The following is a 23,068-nucleotide window of genomic DNA, read 5'->3' on the forward strand; positions in this document are numbered from 1 at the left end:
CTCCTCGTTGACAATCCATAATATTATATCTTAAAAGTCTAGGAAAAGCAACCTATGATGCCTTGTCTTGCCTATTTTTTAGCTTCCCAGACCATATCATACCAAGTTTCCCCTGCAAAGGTTGACTGGGACAAGCCTTCATTGACAAATCCATGCTTTTCATAGTAGGCGATGAGATAGTCATGACAGGTTAGGTTAATACCTTCTCTCTCATCTTCAAGAGCAACTTCTTTCAAAGCTGTTAGCAATTTCTTACCTAGTCCGAGGCCCTGTGCTTCCTTGGCAATAGAGAGACATGTCACAGAGATATAGCCACCAGTCTCATGACTATAGTCTTTTATGTCTTCTGTAAAAGACTGGTCTTGCAGATGCCGGTGAGGGGCAACTGGCCCTTCTATATACCCCATGATTCTGCCTTCTTTTTCTGCAACCAGAAACGAGGTCTGAATTTCTCGCAAATGTGCCTCAAAAACAGAGTGAGGGATGGCTTCTTCAACCGAGAAATTTTCTAGTTCAATCTCGACAATCCGATCCAAATCTTCTAATTTTGCTTGTCTGATTTTCATTGTACCTCCAGATAAAAGGGATTAAACCAAATCATACTATAGCCCTGGCTAGTTACATAAAGGGAGGTTTCTTCATCAATAAAACCGTTCATTTCAAAATAGGAAAGCAGCTCATCAGGACTCTCCAAACGAATCCCCTTGTAATCCAGCTCAACTGCCACCTCTTTCAAGGCTGCAAGAAGAAGTGTTCCCAAGCCCTGTCTCTGATGGTCAGCCTCAATGACTAAAGAATGTACTTTTAGACATTGCGGATTGTCTGACTGGGGACTTGATAAAATATAGCCTAACAGTTGATTTTCATCCCTAGCTAGAAGAAAGGTATCCGCACACTTACGGATACTTTCTTCTAAAATATGGAAAGTCAGCTGCTTTTCAGCTGGAAAAGACGAGGTCTGAATCGCCTCTATCTCAGCCAAATCAGACTTATTTGCCTGAATGATCTTAATTGGAATTTCCATGGGAACATCCTACTGAACATTGCTTGTCAAGTTAGACAAGAGACGCTCAAATGAGTATTCATAGGTTTGGATGTCTCCTGCTCCCATAAAGACATAGACAGCATTGTCATGGTCAAGGAGTGGAGAAACATTTTCAACAGTAATGACTTGGTGTTTTTTGTTGATTTTTTGGGCTAGGTCTTCAACCTTAACATCTCCATGGTCCACCTCACGAGCAGAACCATAGATTTGTGCTAGGTAAACAGCATCTGCTTGGTTCAAAGCGTGAGCAAATTCGTCCAACAAGGCAATGGTTCTTGTAAAGGTATGCGGTTGGAAGACTGCTACAATTTCCTTGCTTGGGTATTTCTGACGAGCCGCATCCAAGGTCGCAATAATTTCTGTTGGATGGTGGGCAAAGTCATCGATAATCACTGTGTCATTGACAATTTTCTCAGTGAAACGACGCTTAACACCGGCAAATGTTTTCAAGTGTTCACGCACCAAGTTCAAATCAAATCCTGCTGTGTAAAGAAGACCAATAACGGCTGTCGCATTCATGATATTGTGACGACCAAAGGTTGGAATGTGGAATTGCCCTAATTCTTGTCCACGGAAGTGAACCGTGAAGGTTGAACCAGTTGTTGAACGAAGAAGTTCACTAGCTACAAAGTCATTACCTTCTGCTTCAAAACCATAATAATAAATTGGAGCATCAGACGTAATCTTACGCAATTCTGCATCTTCACCATAGACAAAAAGACCCTTGGTAATTTGTTTAGCATAGTCGTTAAAAGCATTGAAAACATCCTCTAGACTTGTGAAATAGTCTGGATGGTCAAAGTCAATGTTGGTGATAATAGAGTATTCTGGGTGGTAAGGCATAAAGTGACGCTCATATTCGTCAGATTCAAAGACAAAATATTTGGCATTGGCCGAACCACGACCTGTCCCATCTCCAATCAAGAAGCTGGTGTCTGTGATGTGAGACAAGACGTGAGACAACATACCTGTCGTTGAAGTTTTTCCATGCGCTCCTGCTACTCCCATGCTAACAAAGTCACGCATAAAGCTACCTAGGAACTCATGGTAACGTTTGTAGCTGATACCATTTTGGTCCGCATAGGCAATTTCGACGTTGTTATCTGGACGAAAGGCATTTCCAGCGATAATTTCCATATCACCGTCTAGGTTCTTTTCATCAAAAGGAAGAATAGTAATTCCTGCCTGCTCAAGACCACGTTGAGTAAAGTAGTATTTTTCAACATCTGATCCCTGTACCTTGTGCCCCATCTGGTGCAACATCAAGGCCAAGGCACTCATCCCTGATCCCTTAATTCCGATAAAATGATATGTCTTTGGCATGTTTTCTCCCCTATTCTGTAATTCTGGTCAGATTCAACTCTTGGGCAACCCGACGTTCTTGTTCTGTTTGTTTACTTTTTTTATTGTAGATTTGGCTCTTCTTTAGAAAATCATAGTTGTTTTTCTTTGGAGCAGGTGCTGACACTTCTTCATTCTTGGTAGGGATAGAATGAACTTCTTCCGCCAAGATGTAATGAGACTGAGTCAATTTTTGGCTATATTTGACAAATTCACCAGGATTTTCCTTTTGGAAAGGCGCTGTCGGTTGGTTACCCTGTCTAACAAGGCCTGATTTAGAATGACGTCTCGTACGGCTGAAATCCTGAGTTAGATAGTTAGCAGAACGTTTCTTTTTCAAGTCTGCACGCGCTTCTTCACGCGCCACCTCTGCATAACTCTTTCCTTCTTTTTTAACCCCTAAAGGAGCTTTTTTAGGTTTCTCGACTTGCTTTTCAATCGGTTTGACTGGTGTTTCTTCAGCAATAGGAGCCCATTCTAAATAATTTTTATCTCGATACTCACCCTTGATATTACTGATCAGATCAGACTCATCATACAAGTTCATGACTGGCATTTCAGTCAACATGACCTCGTCATCTGACACCAATGGAAATCGTTCTTGTTTCATTTTCTATTTCCTTTCAACACTTCATTATAGCGTATTGTCTTGATTTTTCAAGTGCTGGCTTCAGAAATTCCCAAAATTTCTCTAATTTCTGCTAGGCTGAGACTGCCACGTGACTCTGTTCCATCCAATACTTGTGACACCAGATGTTTCTTTTGTTCTTGGAGTTCCTGAATTTTTTCTTCAATGGTTCCCCTGGTCACTAAGCGATAAACCTCAACCGTTTCTTCCTGACCCATCCGATGGGCACGGCCAATAGCTTGCGCTTCCACCGCAGGATTCCACCAAAGGTCAACCAAGATAACCGTATCAGCACCTGTTAGGTTCAGACCAACCCCACCAGCCTTAAGAGAAATCAGAAAGGCATCTCTTTCTCCTTGGTTAAAGGCCTTGGTCATGTCTTGTCTTTCCTTGGCTGGGGTTGAACCCGTAATTTTAAAGGAAGTCAAGCCCAAGTCTGGCAATTCTTGTTCAATTTCCTCCAACATTCCCTTGAACTGCGAGAAAATCAAGACACGGTGTCCGCCGTCTACCACCTGTACCAGCAGGTCTCGGAGACTATCCAGTTTGCCACTGGCTCCCTGATAATCTTCCATAAAGAGGGCAGGAGTGTCACAGATTTGGCGCAAGCGCATCAGACCAGACAAGATTTCCACACGACTTCGCTGGAATTCCTGGTCTGAAACTTGAGCCAATCTATCTCTCATCTGTTGCAACTGGGCTAGATAGATAGCCTTTTGCTGGTCTTCCAGTTCATTCTTATAAACCACTTCGATTAAGTCTGGTAATTCAGTCAGAACTTCTTCTTTCTTGCGCCTCATAACGAAAGGCTTGATAAACTGAGCCACGCGTTCAGCTGGCAATTTCATAAATTCTTTCTTGCTTGGCAGAAGTCCTGGCATGACGATTTGGAAAATAGACCACAGCTCACCCAGATGGTTTTCAATAGGAGTTCCTGACAAGGCAAAGACCGACGGCACCACAAATTGTCTCAAGGTCTGGGCAATCTTGGTCTGGGCGTTTTTCATGACCTGAGCTTCATCTAAGAAAAGGAAGTCAAAGGCCATCCCTTGATAAAGCTCACTGTCCTGACGGAAGGTAGCATAACTCGTCACATAGATTTGATGGCTCTCAGCAAGAATCTCTTCACGACTAGCTTTCAAACCATGAACAACAGCCACATCCAACTGTGGAGCAAATTTCTGAAATTCATCTGCCCAGTTGTAAATCAAACCAGATGGAGCGAGAATCAAAACCCGACTTTCTTTTGTCACTTGACTGGTCAAAAAAGCAATGGTCTGCAGGGTTTTACCCAATCCCATATCATCAGCCAAAATCCCACCAAAACCATAATGATGGAGCATTTGCAGCCAGCCGATTCCCTTTTCCTGATAATCTCGCAAATCAGCCTGAACCTGAGTTGCTTGTCTAGGGAAGTCCTCTGGATGCGTCAAATCATGAGCCAGATTCTGGAATTCTTGTGAAAAAGAAACACGGTCTCGCCCTTCAAAGAGATGAGCTAAACTGTAGGCCAAGGATTTCCGAGCCTGCAAGGCACCATCTTTTAATTCAAACTGCCCCAGTTCCTGTAGATTTTGGCGAATTTTCTTGGTTTCTTCATCGAAAAAGTAGACTCGATTGGACGAATCAATGTAAAAATCTTGATTGGCAACCAAGGCCTGCATGGCTTGATCAATTTCCTCTTGGGCAATATCTTGAAAATCAAATTGGATTTCCAAGAGACCTCCCTTGGAAGCAATCTGCACTTGCGAGCTTGCTAGACTATAAATTTCTTCTAGCTTGTCTGATAGGTCAACATTCCCGAGTTTTTCAAATACTGGAATGATTTCATGGAAGAAATGATAGATAGACTCCGCTTTTAGGGCCTGTCGCCAAGATTGAAAATCTGCTTCAAAGCCCGCAGTCAAACAGACTTGGAAAATTCTTTCTTCTAAGTCAGCGTCACTTGAAAATGGCAATTCTTCTAGCTCTTGTCGGCTTGATACCTGCCTATCCCCATAATCAAACTGAATTTCTAAACGAATCCGATTATCTTCTTCCCTGTCAAAGTAAAAAGAGGGCGCAAAAGTTTTGATTTGTAACCGTTCTGGAGCTGAAACGGTCCCCATTTGGTTAAAAAGAGTTAAACAAGAAGCTAACTTATCTCGGTCACTGCTATCAAATTGCAGGTATTTCTTTCCTTGTTGATCCACAGGCAGCGCTTTGATTTCCTTGAGAAGACGCATCTGCTGGTCTGTTAGAAAACAAACCTGACCTTTATGGAAAAGCACAGCTCCCTGATAAAAGACATTGACCCTTGGGCTCTCACTGATTTCCATTTCAAAATAATCCGAGTATTCTGTTACTGTAAAGGCAAAGAGATTGGCATCAGCATGTATATCCTGAAAAAGCAGAGTCTGGTAGCTATCCACTTGATGGTCAAATTGAAAATGGGGCAAGGTCATCAATAAATTCACACCCTGCTCAAAAAAAGTCAGAGGGAAAAAGAGGTGCCGACCTTGGTTTTGGAAAAAGAGGTCTGGAGCCTGTCCTTCCTCCATCAGTCCTCGCAAGAAAGTCAGAAGTTCTTGACTGGCCTCATCAAAGGCTTCCCAAGAAAGAGACTCCTCATAAATCTTGCCAATCATATAAGACTTTCTCTGCTCGACAATTCTTAAAAAGAGTGGAATATCCCGAATGACGTAGTATTTTTGGCTATTGATTTGGCCGATTCTCAGGGTCCACAAGATATGATTGGTTCCTGCTTCCACTTGCCCCACAGCCGATAATTCATAGGCACGTTCTGATTTTGGAGACAAGATTCGGTCCAAAAATTTGCCACCCAAGGTCACCTTGGTTTCAACAGCCTCTTTTTCTTCATGACCTTCTTCCAGACTTTGCAAGATTTCCTGACCACGCTCATCATTTTTCAGAAAATGCTCTAGCGCTGCCAAATGCACACAGTAGCCCCTCTTTTGGAAAAAATCGCAGGCACAAAAAACCAAATCATCCTCTAAACTATAGCGCAGTTCTTCTTCTGCAACGCGAGCGTAGAGCCGATTGTTCTTTTCCTTGATAATGTCAACCTTACCAGTTTCATAAAGGGCAACGCCTTCGATACGGACTTTCCCCGGAATCAATTTAGCCATATTTTTACCTTTACCTTATCTTTTTATTATACCATATTTTCCCCTATGAAAATAGCCTTCTAAGGATACTTTTCTCCTAGAAGGCTGGATTTTTAACGTTTGGCAAAAGTCGTCACAATCCGCTGACAAACTTCTTGCAACAGGGATTTAGGCATGGCTACATTGAGACGGGCATGGAGACTTCCTTCCTCTCCAAAATCCAAACCACGGTTAAGGATAACCTTGGCTTCATTTCTCAAAAGCTCTTGCAATCTTTCATCAGTCAGGTCATAGGCTGAAAAATCAAGCCAAATCAAGTAGGTTCCTTGCGGTTTCATGACCTTGATTTTAGTCTCTTTTCCAAATAAATCCACCACATAATTGATGTGGTCTTCAAAGACTTGCTTGAGTTCCTCTAGCCAACCCTTCCCATAGCGATAGGCAGCTTCTGTCGCCAAATAACCCAAACCTGAAATTTCATGCTGATTATTAGCCAACTGACGTTTCTGGTAAGCCAGTCTCAACTTAGGATTTTCAATGACTGCATAGGAATTTTTTGTCCCAGCGATATTAAAGGTTTTAGTGGCACTGGTCAATACGATAGCAAATTCTTTAAAGTCAGGGTTGACAGTATTGAAGGAATGATGCTTGTGACCAAAGAGGGCCAAATCTTGGTGAATCTCATCAGAAACCAAGAAAACACCGTGTTTTTGGCAGAGTTGGCCAATCTTCTCCAACACTTCCTTTTCCCAAACACGTCCACCAGGATTGTGAGGATTGCAGAGAATATAAAGTTTGACATCCTCTTCCACCAAATCCTTTTCAAGTCGGTCAAAGTCAATCTCAAACAGACCATCCTTTTCCACCAAAGAATTGGTAATCAATCTACGGTTGTTCAACTTGACACTGCGAGCAAAGGGTGGATAGACAGGTGTGTTAATCAGAACCGCTTCGCCTTCTTTTGTGAAAGCTTGAATAGCTGTTGAGATAGCTGGTACCACACCCTCGATAAAGACAAGAGCCTCTTTGTCAAAGTGGTAACCGTGTTGTGTGGCTTCCCACTTTTGAACTTCCTTAATTAACTCTTCACTGGCATAGGTATATCCATAAACCAATTGATCAGCGTAAGTCTGCACGGCTTGGCGGATTTCAGGCAAGACTACAAAGTCCATATCCGCTATCCAAGCTGGTAGGACTTCACTATCCGTTTCTGCTTCTTTCCATTTATAGGTATGATGCCCTAAACGATTGGGCAGGCTTGTAAAATCATATTTTCCCATCTTTGTCTTATCCTTCCAAGGCTTGGCGCAAATCTGCAATCAAATCTCTAGCATCCTCAATCCCAATAGACAAACGCAAGAGGTCATCTGTCAAACCATAAGAATGGCGTACTTCTGCTGGAATATCTGCATGAGTTTGCGTCGTTGGATAAGTAATAAGACTCTCTACTCCACCCAAACTTTCCGCAAAAGAGAAGACCTTGAGGCTGTTCAAAATGTGAGGAATGCGTGTTTCATCCGCTACTTTAAAGGAAATCATCCCCCCACGACCCGTATAGAGAACTTCCTTAACTGCTGGAGAATCCTTCAAAAAGGCAACCACTTCTTGGGCGTTAGCTGTTGAGCGCTCCATACGAAGAGACAAGGTCTTGAGACCACGAATCAATTGATAACTGTCAAACGGAGACAAGACTGCCCCTGTCGTATTGAGATTGTAGAAAAGCTTTTCGTATAGTTCTACACTATTGGTCACAACAACTCCAGCCAAGACATCATTGTGGCCTGCTAGATACTTGGTTGCTGAATGGAGAACGATATCTGCTCCATCTTCAATCGGACGTTGGTAGATAGGGCTGTAGAAGGTATTGTCCACCACCACTTTGGCACCCTTAGCATGAGCTAATTTTGCTAGTTTTTCGATATCAAATTCCAACATCAAGGGATTGGTTGGTGTTTCGATATAGAGAACATCTACGTCCTTTTCTAACTCGGCAATCAACTCTTCTTCTGTATTGGCATAGGTAAAATGGAAACGGCCTTCCTGTTCCACTTGGTTGAACCAGCGGAAAGAACCACCGTAAAGGTCACGGACAGCCAAGACCTTACTTCCTACTGGAAAAACGCTAAAGGCCAATACAATAGCTGACATCCCTGAGCTAGTCGCTAGGGCATAGTCTGCCGACTCAATAGCCGCCAAGACTTCTTCCGCCTTACTACGAGTTGGGTTTTTAGTACGCGTATAGTCAAATCCAGTAGATTGACCAAACTCTGGATGCTGATAGGTCGTTGAAAAATGAAGCGGTGTCACCAATGCACCTGTCGCTTCATCTGATTTGATACCCGCCTGGGCTAAAATTGTGTTAATGTGTAATTCCTTGCTCATACAATACCTCCAAATCTATAGTAACTATTGTACCACTTATTTTCATCAACTCATTTTCTTCTTTTCAAGAGCTAGTTATAGTTTTAAACTATAGACTTATCGAGTAAAGCCAAAAAAAGAATCCAGAAAAGCTTCCAGATTCTTTTGTGACGATGATTGCTAAAGTTTACTGTGAACGAAAGAAATCGTGTTGGGCTAAATAGTCATAATGCTCTTTGTTAAATTGATATTGGCCCACATGCTGACTAACCTGACCGACATCCACGGAAAAAATGTAGTTTTCATTTTGATAATGCCAGTTCAGCCTAACTGTATTCAAGACTGTCTTATAAGTAAAATCTTGAACTTGATTCCAAGGCATCTCTACGACTTGATTAGAGCGATTTTCAGTTATATCACTGATGTCCATCAAGTAGATTCCCTTAGGTGTGAATACCAGAATCTTAGGCTTCACACTTGACTGAACATAGTAGGAACCACCTATAATGAAAAAATCAATAAAGGATTTCAACCATGTCTTTTTCTTGAAAGCCATCAGAAAATTCTTTTGCCCTTCAATGCGACAAGTTGAAAGAAATGATTCAATCTGTTTTTCTGTTGCAAACTCCATAATAGCGCCCATGATGTTACCTCCATAACGATTAGTAAATAGGCAGATAAGAATTCTTCACATTAAAGAAGAACCTATCATTTGTTGCGTTTTATCTTACTTTTTCAGTAGACGGCATCCCTCCCATAAAATCAATTTAATATATGTATCTTCAATTAGCTATAAAAGACCTTCGAAAATAGCTTCTCGCATTTTTTGTTATATTTATTATATCATAAACCTGGTAAACAATTTAAAAATGTAAGAACTTTTCTTCCAAATTTAACATCATTCTATGAAAAAACGACAGTTTCTTTCGAAACCATCGTTTTTCTTGAAAAATCCTTATTTGACATGTTTTGCCAATTCTTCTTGGGCTTTTTTATTGGATTCTTCTTTTTCTTTCAACCATTTTTCTTTGGCTTTTTCATATTCGTCTTTTGTGACTGTCTTATCTTGCAACTTGAGATACTTGTATGATTCTACACCCTTATTTCCAGCTTGTGAGAATGGTGCAGAGAATGGAACTGTCTTTCTCAAGCTAGGGGTTCCACCAAGGGAAACATTTGGAATTGCAAGGGCACTATCAACGAGCCAAGCTTGAACTTCAGCATATTTTTCATAACGTTTAGCTGGATCTTGTTCCTTGTTAGCTTCTTCCAGCATTTGAGTATAGACATCCAGCCCAACAGCCTTGACCTTGTCATTGGCTTCACCTGGCTCTATACCAAGGTGTTGCAACATACCCCCATTATTCACATTTAGGATATCAAGATAGCTTGATGGATCCAAGTAGTCCGCACTCCAACCACCATTATAAATATCAAAATCCATTTGAGCTGCAGTTTGAGCTAGGTAGCTAGAGTTCTCAAAGTCATCTGTTTTTAACTGTTGAATATCGATAACCACATTCTCAGCTCCTAGAACAGATTCGATGGATTGTTTCAAAGAACTTGTTTCTTGAACACCTTTTTTATCAACTTGGTCAACTGATATATCCAAGTGGATAGGGAATTGGACTCCTTTGGCTTCTAGTTCTTTCTTGGCTTCTGCAAATTTAGCCTTGGCCTTATCTGGGTTATAGTATGGGTCTTGGGCATCAGCAAAATTAATTCCTTGCCATTCCTTACCATAGTTGACCATCTTTTCTGAGACAACATCGCCAAAGTCTTTTCCGTTGATGCTTACAAATGTTGGAGGTACAACCAGATTACGAATAATCTTCGTTGCTCCGTCCTCCCCTTGAGATTGAGCTCCATATGCTGTTCGATTATAGGCATAGTTGAAGGCTTGTCGGAAGTTTTTATTCAAAACTGCTTCTTGGGTTGATTTCTTTTCGATATCTGAGGATTTAGAAGTAAAGTTATAAGATTTTCTATCCAAGTTAAAGTTCAAGTAATAAGAAGTTGCAGTTTGCATACTATAGATAATGTTATCCTTGTTCTTCTCTTTAATTCCTTCAAAGCTTGAACTATTTGGATAAAGTCGAGCATAGCTATAGGCCCCTTCCACAAAGTTACGAGCCAGTGCATCATCGTCACTACCATCATAATAGGCCAATTTCACATCATCTACAAAGACATTTTTAGCATCCCAGTAGTTAGGATTTTTCTTGAATTCGATGACAGATTTTGAAACTAAAGATTTCATCAAGAAAGGTCCATTGTACAAAATGCTAGATGGGTCTACCTTCCCAAAATCATCCCCTTTTGATTTCAAGAAATCAGCGTTAACTGGGAAGAGAATAGTTGACGTTGTTTTTGAGTTCCAGTAGGGTTCTGGTCGTGTCAAGGTATATTGAACAGTTTGGTCATCAAGAGCCTTGACTCCCACAGTTGAAAAGTCGCTTGTTTTACCGTTAATATAGTCATCCAAACCTGCAACAGATTCTTGCACCAAGTACAAGGCTTCTGATTTTTTATCAGCAGCGTACTTCAGCCCAGTGACAAAATCTTGGGCAGTTACTGGGGCATATTCTTCACCTTCAGAGGTATACCACTTAGCATCTTTACGCAGTTTGTAGGTATAGGTCAAACCGTCTTGAGAAACACTCCAATCCTCTGCCAAAGATGGAACATAATTCCCATATTGGTCATTTTCCATGAGACCATCTACTAGATTAGTCACAATATCATTGGTTGTTGCACGATTTTCTGCTAGATAGTTCAAACTAGATGGATCACTTGAATAAACATAATTATATGTTTTTGACCCTGTGCTAGAATTCCCACACGCGCTTAATAAAATACCTGCGCTTAACACGATACCTGCAAGTGTTGCATACTTGGCCTTAGACTTTTTCATCTCCAGAACCTCCTGATTTAAATATTTGTTTTATTATACAAACTAACTACTTTTTAGTCAAGTGTTTTTTGACATAAAATTCAATTACTTTCGTTATTTATTCTCTGTTTTACATTTTATATCCAATTCAAACAATAAAAAATGAATAAGAGAGTGATTTGGTTTTTAAAAAACTCAACTTATTCATTTTATTTATAAATTATTTTTTAAGAAATTTTTAATTTTGCTCGCAGGCGATCTGCTTGTGCTTTTCCAATCACCTTATCCAATAAACGAGTACGGAGACTCATGACCCCGTATACTCCTCCACCCATGGCACCGACAAGGGCTACATAAAGGAAGCTCCACAAACGTCCACTTGGTTGGAATACAAATCCTAAAATCCACTGGATGGCACCGACACCGATGAACATAACAAGGGTCAACAAACTGATTAAAATGGTTCGTTTCAAAATCACCTTGCGCTTAACACCAGTTACCTTACAAATATCCCGATACATCAAGACGTTAGGAATGATGAGCCCAATGGTTGTAGAAATCAAAGGACCATAACTGTGGAAGAGGGCGATGGTAGGTATTTGCAAGACCAGCTTGGCAATGGAACCATAGATAAAATAGAGAACTGCCTTGCGGTTGCGGAACATGGCCTGAAGCATTGGAGACAAGACCATGTACAAGCCTAAAATAGTAGACTGCAAAACTGCAAAGACAAACAAGCCCATGGCCAAACTATCTGGCTTCCCATAAAAGACTGTGTAGAGGGGTTCTCCTACCATGACCACTCCAACTGTTGCTGGTATCAGGAATACGAAAAGCATGGTAATGCTGTCCTGAACAAGACGAGAAGCTGCCTTCAAGTCTCCCTTGACATAGTTTTCAGTCAAAAGTGGCAAACCGACACCCCCAATTGAAACCCCTACAGAAATCAAAATCATCGTGATTTTATTAGGATTGGCTGAGAAATAAGAAAACATGACAACCAAGTCTTCATTACTATAATTAGTAAACCAACTCATACTATTGATAAAGGTCATCTGGTCCAGAATCTGAAACAGCTGGATAGCAGACCCAGTCAGGATAAAAGGAATGGCTTCCTTAATGGTATCGATCAAGAGACTCTTGCTATTAATCTTATCCCTCGTTTCAAAGACTCTTTTGAGTAACCCTTCTTGAGCAAGGAAATAAATCAAAACTCCAAAACTGGCTACCATGCCGACAAAGGCCGCAAAGGTCGATTGGGTAACAGCTGCTAGGTAATCTCCTGAACCGAGCTTCATAATGATAAAGGTTGCTAAGAGCATCCAGATAACACGAATGACCTGCTCAGCAATTTGACTCATGGCATAAGGTTTGAGGTTATTCATCCCTTGGAAAAATCCTCGAATAACACTCATAGATGGGAAAATCAAGACTCCCCAAGCCAAGCTTTGCATGATTGGGATCAAGTCTTTACCCACGCCAGACAAGTCTGCTAGCCAAGGAGCAAAGACATACAAGACTAAAGCAAAAACGAGGCCAAGTCCTGTCATAAATCCTAGAAAGCTTCTAATCAGGGCAAAGCTATGCTCTTCTTCTCGCATGGTATTATACTTGGCAACTTGCTTGGCCACCGCAACTGGAATCCCTGCTGTTGAAACCAGCAAGAACCAAGCATAGATATTGTAACCCATGGTAAAGAGACCATTGGCCGTAGCCGCATAAGATCCCATCCAGATGTACCAAGGGATAATATAGATGGCCCCAAGCAGGCGACTGATAAAGTTACTAGCCGTTAACCAAGCAGTCCCCCGTAACATCTGGGCCTGCTGGTGATTGTTTTCGTGCGACATAGATTCCTCATTCAATTTTGATAACTAGGAAAAAGTTCCTTATCTTCCATTATAAACTTTTCCTTGTTACTTGTAAATTTGCGACTTTCGGTTTACAATAGAAAGTATGATTAAGATTGAAACCGTATTAGATATATTAAAGAAAGATGGTCTCTTCCGTGAGATTATCGACCAAGGACACTATCACTACAACTACAGCCATGTCGTATTTGACACCATCTGCTATGACAGTCGCAAGGCCAAAGAAAAGAGTCTCTTTTTCGTTAAAGGTGCTGCCTTTAAGAAGGAATTTCTGATTTCTGCCATCTCTCAAGGCCTCGGTTGGTATGTGGCTGAAAAGGACTATGAAGTTGGTATTCCTGCCATCATCGTTAGTGATATCAAGAAAGCCATGAGTTTGATTGCTATGGAATTTTATGGAAATCCACAGAAAAAACTCAAACTTCTTGCCTTTACTGGTACTAAGGGTAAGACAACAGCAGCCTACTTCGCCTACAACATCTTATCTCAAGGGCACCGACCTGCTATGCTCTCGACTATGAATACAACTCTAGATGGCAAGACTTTCTTTAAGTCTGCATTGACAACTCCTGAGAGTATTGACCTTTTTGATATGATGCATCAAGCTGTGCAAAATGACCGTACTCACCTCATCATGGAAGTCTCCAGTCAAGCCTATCTGGTCAAACGTGTCTATGGTCTAACCTTTGATGTGGGAGTTTTCCTCAATATCAGCCCCGACCATATCGGCCCGATTGAACACCCTAGCTTTGAAGACTACTTCTACCACAAGCGTCTCTTGATGGAAAATAGCCGATCAGTCATCGTTAACAGTGACATGGACCACTTTTCTGTCTTGAAAGAACAAGTGGCAGATCAAGACCATGATTTCTATGGTAGCCAATCAAATAATCAAATCGAGAATTCCAAAGCCTTTAGCTTTTCAGCTAGTGGGAAACTGGCTGGTGATTATGATATCCAACTGATTGGTCACTTCAACCAAGAAAATGCCGTTGCTGCTGGACTTGCTTGCCTCTGTCTCGGAGCTAATCTTGAGGAGATCAAAAAAGGAATTGCTGCAACCCGCGTTCCTGGTCGTATGGAAGTCCTCACTCAGAAAAATGGAGCCAAGGTCTTCATCGACTATGCCCACAATGGTGATAGTCTCAAAAAACTCATCAATGTGGTTGAAACTCATCAAACTGGAAAAATTGCTCTGGTTCTGGGTTCGACAGGAAATAAAGGAGAAAGCCGTCGTAAGGACTTTGGCCTCCTCCTTAATCAACATCCTGAGATTCAAGTCTTTCTGACTGCTGATGACCCCAACTACGAAAACCCAATGGCCATTGCGGATGAAATTAGTAGCTATATCGATCATCCTGTTGAAAAAATTGCGGATCGCCAAGAAGCCATCAAGGCAGCTATGGCTATCACAAATCACGAATTAGATGCAGTTATTATCGCCGGTAAGGGTGCCGATTGCTACCAAATCGTCCAAGGCAAGAAAGAAGCCTATCCTGGAGATGCAGCCGTCGCAGAAAATTATTTATAAGATAGTAAAAAATCAAGGGAAATGGAACCCTTGATTTTTTCTATTTTTATTTAAAAGCGTTTTTCAAACCTTCAACGGCACCTTCTACAGCACCTTTAGCGTCTTCTACAACGTCTTTTGCCTTAGCAACTGTTTTTTCAACAGCGCCTTCAAGTTCTGTCTTGCTATCCCCAGTAACTTTACCAAATCCTTCTTTGATAGCGCCTGTTGCTTGTTCCAATTTGTTTTCAAGTGACATATGATTGTCTCCTTTAGTTTATTCCGATATGTGTTACCGGTTACATATAGTTTATACCGAATACTAAGGAAAGTCAAACAATGTGCTCAGAAACAAGAAATCACGCCAAGTAGAAAGTTAATCTGTCCTTATCAAAATCGATAGCCAACTCATACTTTCCATCTTCATTTTGAACAATATAACCTAGTACAACTAAACTGTCCACAAAGATATCACGGCGTTTCTGCATAAGCTGGTCTTTTTTGAGAAATTTCAACAAAAAAGTCGTCATATATTTGAGAGCATACTCAGGATTAACATCACCCAAAATGTCATAAAGTTCCTGCTGTTTTTCTGTCAAAGGATACTGATGTTTGACCTTGTAGAAATAATTAGACAATGTCATTTTTGTTCTCGCAAAGTCTGTCTTTTCAACTAAAATAGCTGCATTGGTTTGATTTCGTAATTCCGTCTCAAAAATCTGCTCTAACAAGGCTTGATAGGCCGGACTATCTTCGCTGACAAAAATCTCTTGATCCAGTTCGAGACTATCGAGTGATTCAAGCATAGGAAGATTAAGATAATAACGCTTATTTTCCCGTAGAATCAAGCCAGCCTTTATATACTCTTCCATGAGTTTATCAACTGCAACATCTGGAAATTGAGCCTTGATTTCCCGTAAAATCACATCCTCATGCTGGTCCAGATAGCGGATCAATTCTCTAAAAAATGGCTGTCTCGTCAAACGAGATGGATTAAAAATCTGAATCATGAAGATTCCTTTCTTTACATTCTAACATAGGCGATGCTGCCAACTGACTAGGATTGGTCCCCGGCTGGTTCAAAGGAACAGGCAGACCTAGTTCTCTGTAATACTCCCTCCAAAAATCACTAATCTCCTGTTCCCCATCCCCAAATTTCATGGGAATAGTTTCAAAAATGGGGAGAATTTCTGCCATGTACTGGGAACAGTAGAAACCAACTCCATCTGGATAGAAAGAAGCATTATAAGGAGCTCCCAGATGTTTGCAAGCTTTTTCCTTCACAGACTGGATATCCATTTCTGGGTAGACATAGAGGTCGTACAAGTGATTGGACTCAAAGAAGTCTGCCGGTTCTTGACAGACAACACCAGCCTGTCCACTAGCGTGGTAAATCATCCCATCCAAATAAATGGCAACATGGTTATAGTTGCCTGTGGAAGTCTGGATGGCCTGTCCCGTGTCCGACTCATCTCTCACAAAATCATACTCTTCGAAAATTAAATTCAAACCACGTCAGCGTCGCCTTACCGTACTCAAGTACAGCTTGCGGCTAGCTTCCTAGTTTGCTCTTTGATTTTCATTGAGTATCAAATAGCCATTTTCTAACATGCTTCTCTCCTAGAAAAAAAGGAGCTGAAACTCCTTTCGATATAAGGCAAACTAGCCTTTCCTAATTTGAATTGATACTCAAAATTTTAAGCATTAAAGCTTTCAGTCAATTGAGGTACCACTTGTTTCTTACGTGAAACGGCACCAGCAAGGAAGGCATGATTGTTTTCAAGTTTGAAGTTGAAGGCTGCTTCAACCTTGTCCATATTGGCACCAAGTGCTAGGATTTCTGAGTTTGAGTTGACGATATCTGTAATCATCAAGACAAAGTCAGAGTAACCGTTTGCTGCGTTAGCAGCTTGCATTGCAGCTTCGATTTCTGCTTGGCGTTCCAAAACTTCAGCGATGTCAACTGTGTTTACTTGGGCAACACGGACATTATTTCCGTTCAATTCAAAAGTTTTAGCATCGATATCAATCAATTCTTCAGCAGATTTGCTGGCCAAGTTTGTACCAGCTTTCAACATTGCCAAACCATATTCCTCCAAGTTGACACCAGCCAATTCAGCCAATTCAGGAGCAATGACTGTATCTGTTGGGTGTGTTGTTGGTGATTTCAAAAGAAGAGTATCTGAAATCAAACCTGAAAGCATCAAACCAGCAATCTCTTTAGGCACAGCCACACCATGTTCTTTGAACATACGGTAAACGATTGAAGACGCTGAACCAACTGGCTCCAAACGCATGTAGAGTGGGCTTGCAGTTTCAAAGTTAGCCACACGGTGATGGTCTACAACACCATAAACTTCTACTTCAGCGATATCTGATACAGATTGTTGGAATTCATTGTGGTCAGTCAGGATAACTTGCTCTGCGCCTTCTGCTTTGGCAGAAGTGATAACACGCGGTGCTTCTACACCAAAATAGTTCAAGACAAAGGCTGTTTCTTCATTTGGAGTTCCAAGGGCAACAGCTTCCGTATCCAAACCGTAAGCTTCTTTTGCAAGGTAGGCAAAGGCTACAGATGACCCGATGGCATCTGAGTCTGGATTTTGGTGACCAAATACTAGAATCTTAGACATGATAATACCTCATTTTGTTTATTCTCTTTATTGTAGCATTTTTTTCACTTTTTGACAAAAGTAAGAGGAGTCAAATGACTCCCCGCCACTCTTCAAAATAACTGATACTCTTCGAAAATCTCTTCAAAACACGTCAGCTCTATCTGCAACCTCAAAGCAGTGCTTTGAGCAACCTACGGCTAGCTTCCTAGTTTTCTCTTTGATTTTCATTGAGTATGAGTAAATTTCTATCTTGATTTTCAGATAAAAATTGCTCCTTCTGTGGCCTCTTCTTTCGCTTGAGCAGGGCTTCAGCTGACATGGCTTCTCCCTTACTGGCAAAACCTTGAGCATAGATGAGTTTGACTGGCAAGCGTGCTCGTGTGTATTTGGCTCCCTTCCCACTATTGTGGACAGCGAGGCGTCTCTTCACATCAGTCGTATAGCCTGTATAGTAAGATCCATCACGACACTCCAGCACGTACATATAAGCCTTATGATCCATAATAAATCTCTTCAAGTTCAGGTGTATAAGAGCCATCATCATTGTGGACAATGAGAGGTGGTAAGACCTTAAAGCCACTTGTCGAGCCATCCTTGATAGCCTCAATCAAAAGCATATTGGCTTCCTTTTCTCTTTTTGGATAAACAAACTGCAGGCGCTTAGGGGCTAGATTATGCCGTTGTAAGGTATCCAAAATATCCAGAAGTCGATCAGGACGATGAACCATGGCCAAACGCCCATTGGACTTGAGAATACTCTGGGCACTACGACAGATTTCTTCCAAATTAGTCGTGATTTCGTGGCGCGCCAAGAGATAATGTTCACTCTCGTTCAGATTGGAATGAGGATCCACCTTGAAATAGGGCGGATTACACAAAATCATATCCACCTTACTTCCCTGTATACGAGAAGGCATATTTTTCAAATCATCACAGATGACCTCCATCTGCTCTTCCAAACCATTCAAACGAACAGAGCGTTCAGCCATATCTGCCAAACGCTCCTGAATCTCAACAGCCAAAATCTGTGCCTGAGTCCGAGTACTAGCAAATAGCCCAACTGCTCCATTTCCAGCACAAAAATCCACTATCAAGCCCTTTTTAGGAAAACGTGGAAATCGTGACAAGAGAACACTATCCACCGAATAGCTAAAAACCTCTCTATTTTGAATGATTTTGATATCTGTCGAAAAGAGCTGGTTAATGCGCTCTCCTGATTTTAATAATTGTTCTTCTTCCATGGTCCTATTATAGCAAATTTATATTAACATTACAAAGAATATAGATTTCTAACTAATTCTTCTGCTTCTTCAAATGTTGAAGGGCTTCCTTGGTCCAAATTGGCATCATTCTTTTGAGAGGCGCAAAGCCGTAGTTAAAGCGGTCGCTTGAAAAGCGTCTCCGTCTAGGAAACTGGTGCTTTTCCTCCTCTAAAGTGCGGATAGAAAGACTAGCTTTTCCTGTAAATTCATCTAAATCCACTACTTGAACTTGAACTTCTTCATCGACTTTCAAGGCGTCATGAATATTTTCAATAAATCCTGTTCGAATCTCTGAAATGTGAATCAGCCCCGTATCACCCGTTTCTAGCTCAACAAAGGCACCGTAGGGCTGAATCCCTGTAATACGGCCCTTTAGCTTATCACCTATTTTCATCTTAGTCCTCGATTTCAATTGTTTCAATCACGACATCTTCAACTGGCTTGTCCATAGCTCCTGTCTCAACAGCAGCAATGGCATCCAAAACAGCGTAAGAAGCTTCATCAGCTAGCTGACCAAAAACAGTATGACGGCGGTCTAGGTGAGGTGTCCCACCTTGGTTGGCATAGATTTCTGCGATCGGTTCTGGCCAACCTCCACGAGCAATTTCTTTCTTAGAATAAGGCAGGTGTTGATTTTGCACGATAAAGAACTGGCTGCCGTTGGTATTTGGACCAGCATTTGCCATAGAAAGGGCTCCACGGATATTGTAAAGTTCTTCTGAGAATTCATCCTCAAATGATTCGCCGTAGATTGACTCGCCACCCATACCAGTTCCAGTTGGGTCTCCACCTTGAATCATAAAATCCTTGATAATACGATGGAAAATGACCCCATCATAGTAGCCATCTTTTGAAAGAGCTACAAAGTTAGCTACTGTTTTAGGAGCATGTTCAGGGAAGAGCTTAATACGCAAGTCTCCGTGATTGGTCTTAATAGTCGCGATAGGACCTTCTACTGTTTCAATGTCTACTTGTGGGAAATGCAATTCTTTTTCTACCATACCAAATCCTTCTAAGGCATCAAAAATGCCATCTTCTTCTAATGTTTTTGTAATATAATCTGCTTTTTCTTTGATATTTTCATGAGAAATTCCCATTGCAACGCTGATTCCAGCATAATCAAAGAGTTCCAAGTCGTTGAGGCCATCTCCAAAAACCATGACGTTCTCTGGTTTCAAGCCTAGGTGTTCCACCACCTTTTCCACACCCGTCGCTTTGGAGCCTGAAATCGGCACAATATCAGACGAATGTTGATGCCAACGAACCATGCGAAGTTTATCTGAGAGACTGTCAGGCAAGTGCAAGTCATCTCCCTTGTCTTCAAAAGTCCACATCTGATAGATATCTTCTTTTTCATGGAAATCTGGATCCACATCCAAATCAGGATAAATTGGATTAATAGCTTCACTAATCATATCGGTGCGAGTCGACAATTTGGCATCATGACTCCCAACCAAGCCATACTCTATTTCCTCTTGCTTGGCCCAAGAAATATACTCCTCAACATCTGATTTCTCAATCTGATGTTGATAAATGATCTGGCCTTTTTTATCTTCGATATAAGCCCCATTCAAGGTCACAAAAAAGTCCGGCTTGAGTTCACGAATCTCTGGCACGACACCAAAAATCCCTCGTCCAGAAGCAATACCTGTCAAAATTCCTTTCTCACGTAATTGCTTAAAAACAGTTGGGATTGAAGCTGGAATAAAACCTGTCTTTGAATTCCTCAATGTATCATCAATATCAAAAAAGACAATCTTGATCTTCTTTGCCTTGTATCTTAATTTGGCATCCATCTCACTACCTCTTTCAATCTAACTCTTTCCATTATACCATAAAGTAGAGAAATCCCACATCCCCAATAAAGTCCTTGTCTCTTATCCGAATTCCTTTACTAGATACAAAACCAAATCATCATTATTTTGGCTAGTTGCATTCATTTCCAAGGGTTGATTTCGATACCAGACACCTGTCCCATCTGGAATGTAGCCCCGTCTGATATACAATCTCTGGGCAGGGCCATAGCCTAAGTGCAAACCTACACCAAGAGTGACCTTACTCGAAACAACCTTGACTCGTTTTTCTGCTTCTTCTAGCAGTTGATTCCCAATCCCTTGATTTCGAAAAGGCTCAAACACATTAAAATCTGATAATTCTGGATAGACTTCTGCAAAAGGACCATGTTTAGCAGAGGGCAAAATGGTAACGTAGCCCGCTACAGCACCATCAATCTCTGCAACTAAGACTTCTCTCTCCCCACTTTCCTGTTCCAGAAAATATCTAGCCAAAATTTCCTCTCTACCAGGCCAACCTTGATTCATAAATCCATGAGATAAGAATTCAATATCAGACTTAATCATATTTCTAATCGTGCAATTCATCTTTGACTTACCCACCTTTACTCTTTCTATTACTATTAGAGCACGCCAAGGTCAGAAAAAAACTATCTCGTGAAAAAAGACCCATCGGGGTCTGAAAAAGAGGTCCACCCAGACCTCAACTCACCCTTTCATTTTAATGCTCGTGAAAAAAAGACCCAACCGGGTCTGAAAAAGAGGTCCACCCGGACCTGAAAAAAAGACCCAACCGGGTCTGAAAAAGAGGTCCACCCGGACCTCTTTTTTAATCTTCGTTTACGAAAGGCATCAAAGCCATTACGCGAGCGCGTTTGATAGCTGTTGTTACTTTACGTTGGTTTTTAGCTGAAGTTCCTGTTACACGACGAGGAAGGATTTTCCCACGTTCTGAAACGAAACGGCTAAGAAGCTCAGTATCTTTGTAATCAACATATTCAATTTTGTTTGCTGCGATGTAATCAACTTTTTTACGGCGTTTGAATCCGCCACGACGTTGTTGAGCCATGTTTTTTCTCCTTTATAATTTTAGTTGTCCATTAGAATGGTAAATCATCATCTGAAATATCCAATGGATTTGTTGCTCCAAATGGATTTTCATCACGTGAAAAGTCTGGTACTGAATTTGTAGGCGCTGAATAGTTTGCAGTTGGTGCAGAATAAGCTCCACCTGTGTGACCCTCACGCACACTACGGCTTTCCAACATTTGGAAATTCTCAGCCACGACCTCTGTCACGTAGACACGTTGTCCTTGCTGGTTATCGTAACTACGAGTCTGGATACGACCTGTCACCCCGATAAGTGAGCCTTTTTTAGCCCAGTTAGCAAGGTTTTCAGCCTGTTGGCGCCACATAACGACATTGATAAAATCAGCCTCACGTTCGCCATTTTGACTCTTAAATGTACGGTTTACTGCAAGAGTAAAAGTCGCAACTGCTACATTTGATGGGGTATAACGCAACTCAGCGTCACGTGTCATACGCCCTACAAGTACAACATTGTTAATCATAGTTTACCTTCTTACGCGTCAGTTTTGACGATCATGTGACGAAGAATGTCAGCGTTGATTTTTGAAAGACGGTCAAACTCTTTAAGAGCTGCGTCGTCGTTTGCTTCAACGTTAACGATGTGGTAAAGTCCTTCACGGAAATCTTTGATTTCGTATGCAAGACGACGTTTTTCCCAAGATTTTGATTCAACAACAGTTGCACCGTTGTCAGTCAAAATAGAGTCAAAACGTGCTACCAAAGCGTTTTTAGCTTCTTCTTCAATGTTTGGACGAATGATATAAAGAATTTCGTATTTAGCCATTGATATGTTCCTCCTTTTGGTCTAATGACCCCAAGACTTTGCAAGGGGTAAGTGAGGTTCGCTCACAATAAACTATTATACTAGAAAAAAATTTTTTACGCAAGTAAAAACACCGAAATAAAAAAAGAAGATGACGAATCATCTTCTCAAAAACTATGAGTTTTTAGTCTTCTTTTTTCTTGCGAGAAAGAAGTCCAAATCCACTAAGGGCTCCAAGAAGTCCAAGTGCTGCAAGACTAGCGTTAGCTTCTGTACCAGTATATGGCAATTCTTTTTGACCATCAACATATTTAGGTGTTGTTGGTTGTTTTGGTTGCTCAGGTACTGTTGGCATTTCCGGAGTCACTGGTTGCTCTGGGGTCTCTGGCTCTTGTGGAGAAACTGGTTGTACTGGTTCAACCGGTGTTGGAGTTGGCATCTCAACTTTGCGGAAGATATGTCTGATATTTCCTTTTGAACCTGTCACAGTCTTCACATATTCGTAACCTGGAATTGTTCCCGGTTCTTTAGAACCTGGCTCAGTTGGTTTCAATGGATTTCCATTCTCATCAGTCCAAGTAGTTGTATTTTGCTTACCTGGATTTGGTTGAGGAACAGGTAAAGGTGTTGGAGCTGGTGGTGTTACTTTTTCATAGACATGTTCTACATCTCCATTTGGTAGTTTCTTCGTTTCTACGAATCTGTACTCTGGGATGTCTTTCTTATCTACTGAACCACTTTCTTTTTCTTTGATTTCATTTCCATCTTTGTCTTTAAAGAATGTTGTTAC

24 protein-coding genes are annotated in these 23,068 nt (G+C 41.2%); 1 reads left to right on the forward strand and 23 read right to left on the reverse strand.

What is annotated here, in order from left to right:
* Positions 1-71: 71 nt before the first annotated feature.
* From N8L90_RS08170 to N8L90_RS08215, 10 genes are all read right to left on the reverse strand, one after another.
* Entirely contained in the window at positions 72-566 is a 495-nt protein-coding gene (locus N8L90_RS08170; RefSeq protein WP_261025012.1) for a GNAT family N-acetyltransferase, read from the reverse strand.
* Positions 563-1,024: a GNAT family N-acetyltransferase gene (locus N8L90_RS08175; RefSeq protein WP_261025013.1), complete on the reverse strand. Its 462-nt coding sequence runs from the start codon at positions 1,022-1,024 to the stop codon at positions 563-565. Before N8L90_RS08175 ends, N8L90_RS08170 begins: the two co-directional genes overlap by 4 nt.
* Positions 1,025-1,033: 9 nt before the next feature.
* Positions 1,034-2,368 carry a UDP-N-acetylmuramate--L-alanine ligase gene (gene murC / locus N8L90_RS08180; protein ID WP_033677684.1) on the reverse strand — a complete coding sequence of 445 codons (1,335 nt, stop codon included), beginning with the start codon at positions 2,366-2,368 and terminating at the stop codon, positions 1,034-1,036.
* Between the two features lie 10 nt (positions 2,369-2,378).
* The gene (locus tag N8L90_RS08185; RefSeq protein WP_261025014.1) at positions 2,379-2,996 is read right to left on the reverse strand and encodes a divisome accessory protein ZapJ; all 618 of its coding nucleotides are present in this window, start codon (positions 2,994-2,996) and stop codon (positions 2,379-2,381) included.
* Between the two features lie 47 nt (positions 2,997-3,043).
* Complete coding sequence (locus N8L90_RS08190) at positions 3,044-6,142, reverse strand: pilus expression-regulating Snf2 family helicase (RefSeq protein ID WP_261025015.1); 3,099 nt, start codon at positions 6,140-6,142, stop codon at positions 3,044-3,046.
* A gap of 92 nt (positions 6,143-6,234) precedes the next feature.
* On the reverse strand, positions 6,235-7,401 hold the full coding sequence (locus N8L90_RS08195; RefSeq protein WP_261025016.1) for a MalY/PatB family protein: 1,167 nt from the start codon (positions 7,399-7,401) through the stop codon (positions 6,235-6,237).
* A 7-nt stretch (positions 7,402-7,408) separates the two neighbouring features.
* The gene (locus N8L90_RS08200) at positions 7,409-8,503 is read right to left on the reverse strand and encodes a cystathionine gamma-synthase (protein WP_261025018.1); all 1,095 of its coding nucleotides are present in this window, start codon (positions 8,501-8,503) and stop codon (positions 7,409-7,411) included.
* A 166-nt stretch (positions 8,504-8,669) separates the two neighbouring features.
* Positions 8,670-9,125: a hypothetical protein gene (locus tag N8L90_RS08205; protein WP_261025020.1), complete on the reverse strand. Its 456-nt coding sequence runs from the start codon at positions 9,123-9,125 to the stop codon at positions 8,670-8,672.
* Between the two features lie 312 nt (positions 9,126-9,437).
* Positions 9,438-11,396: a peptide ABC transporter substrate-binding protein gene (locus N8L90_RS08210; RefSeq protein WP_261025021.1), complete on the reverse strand. Its 1,959-nt coding sequence runs from the start codon at positions 11,394-11,396 to the stop codon at positions 9,438-9,440.
* 206 nt (positions 11,397-11,602) lie between these two features.
* Positions 11,603-13,225, reverse strand: a complete 1,623-nt coding sequence (locus N8L90_RS08215) for a putative polysaccharide biosynthesis protein (protein ID WP_261025023.1) — start codon at positions 13,223-13,225, stop codon at positions 11,603-11,605.
* A gap of 106 nt (positions 13,226-13,331) precedes the next feature.
* On the opposite strand from N8L90_RS08215, the gene N8L90_RS08220 reads away from it, so the two are divergent.
* Complete coding sequence (locus N8L90_RS08220) at positions 13,332-14,777, forward strand: UDP-N-acetylmuramoyl-L-alanyl-D-glutamate--L-lysine ligase (RefSeq protein WP_261025025.1); 1,446 nt, start codon at positions 13,332-13,334, stop codon at positions 14,775-14,777.
* A 46-nt stretch (positions 14,778-14,823) separates the two neighbouring features.
* Here N8L90_RS08220 and N8L90_RS08225 read toward each other — a convergent pair whose 3' ends face one another.
* From N8L90_RS08225 to N8L90_RS08285, 13 genes are all read right to left on the reverse strand, one after another.
* Positions 14,824-15,015: a CsbD family protein gene (locus tag N8L90_RS08225; protein ID WP_049521477.1), complete on the reverse strand. Its 192-nt coding sequence runs from the start codon at positions 15,013-15,015 to the stop codon at positions 14,824-14,826.
* A gap of 100 nt (positions 15,016-15,115) precedes the next feature.
* Positions 15,116-15,766: a DUF1803 domain-containing protein gene (locus N8L90_RS08230; RefSeq protein ID WP_261025026.1), complete on the reverse strand. Its 651-nt coding sequence runs from the start codon at positions 15,764-15,766 to the stop codon at positions 15,116-15,118.
* Complete coding sequence (locus tag N8L90_RS08235; RefSeq protein ID WP_261025037.1) at positions 15,750-16,256, reverse strand: YiiX/YebB-like N1pC/P60 family cysteine hydrolase; 507 nt, start codon at positions 16,254-16,256, stop codon at positions 15,750-15,752. Before N8L90_RS08235 ends, N8L90_RS08230 begins: the two co-directional genes overlap by 17 nt.
* Before the next feature lie 197 nt (positions 16,257-16,453).
* Positions 16,454-17,389: a manganese-dependent inorganic pyrophosphatase gene (locus N8L90_RS08240; RefSeq protein WP_049516428.1), complete on the reverse strand. Its 936-nt coding sequence runs from the start codon at positions 17,387-17,389 to the stop codon at positions 16,454-16,456.
* A 187-nt stretch (positions 17,390-17,576) separates the two neighbouring features.
* The gene (locus N8L90_RS08245) at positions 17,577-17,873 is read right to left on the reverse strand and encodes a GIY-YIG nuclease family protein (protein WP_261025029.1); all 297 of its coding nucleotides are present in this window, start codon (positions 17,871-17,873) and stop codon (positions 17,577-17,579) included.
* Positions 17,863-18,612, reverse strand: coding sequence for a tRNA1(Val) (adenine(37)-N6)-methyltransferase (locus N8L90_RS08250; RefSeq protein ID WP_261025031.1), 750 nt, complete (start codon positions 18,610-18,612; stop codon positions 17,863-17,865). The genes N8L90_RS08245 and N8L90_RS08250 overlap by 11 nt, the downstream gene beginning before the upstream one ends.
* A gap of 52 nt (positions 18,613-18,664) precedes the next feature.
* Positions 18,665-19,027, reverse strand: a complete 363-nt coding sequence (locus N8L90_RS08255; protein ID WP_033677723.1) for a S1 RNA-binding domain-containing protein — start codon at positions 19,025-19,027, stop codon at positions 18,665-18,667.
* A gap of 1 nt (position 19,028) precedes the next feature.
* On the reverse strand, positions 19,029-20,429 hold the full coding sequence (locus tag N8L90_RS08260; protein ID WP_261025033.1) for a bifunctional Cof-type HAD-IIB family hydrolase/peptidylprolyl isomerase: 1,401 nt from the start codon (positions 20,427-20,429) through the stop codon (positions 19,029-19,031).
* Between the two features lie 81 nt (positions 20,430-20,510).
* Complete coding sequence (locus N8L90_RS08265; protein ID WP_261025034.1) at positions 20,511-21,014, reverse strand: GNAT family N-acetyltransferase; 504 nt, start codon at positions 21,012-21,014, stop codon at positions 20,511-20,513.
* A gap of 241 nt (positions 21,015-21,255) precedes the next feature.
* Positions 21,256-21,495 (reverse strand): 30S ribosomal protein S18, encoded by a 240-nt coding sequence (rpsR, locus tag N8L90_RS08270; RefSeq protein WP_000068664.1) that lies wholly within the window; start codon positions 21,493-21,495, stop codon positions 21,256-21,258.
* Positions 21,496-21,526: 31 nt separating this feature from the next.
* Entirely contained in the window at positions 21,527-21,997 is a 471-nt protein-coding gene (ssbA, locus tag N8L90_RS08275; RefSeq protein ID WP_000609606.1) for a single-stranded DNA-binding protein SsbA, read from the reverse strand.
* Between the two features lie 11 nt (positions 21,998-22,008).
* Positions 22,009-22,299 carry a 30S ribosomal protein S6 gene (gene rpsF / locus N8L90_RS08280; protein ID WP_001151778.1) on the reverse strand — a complete coding sequence of 97 codons (291 nt, stop codon included), beginning with the start codon at positions 22,297-22,299 and terminating at the stop codon, positions 22,009-22,011.
* A gap of 163 nt (positions 22,300-22,462) precedes the next feature.
* Positions 22,463-23,068, reverse strand: a 606-nt coding sequence (locus N8L90_RS08285) for an LPXTG cell wall anchor domain-containing protein (RefSeq protein ID WP_261025035.1), incomplete at its 5' end; no start/stop codon positions are given.

This window comes from Streptococcus mitis, assembly GCF_946190115.1.
Classification (GTDB): Bacteria; Bacillota; Bacilli; order Lactobacillales; family Streptococcaceae; genus Streptococcus; species Streptococcus mitis_CO.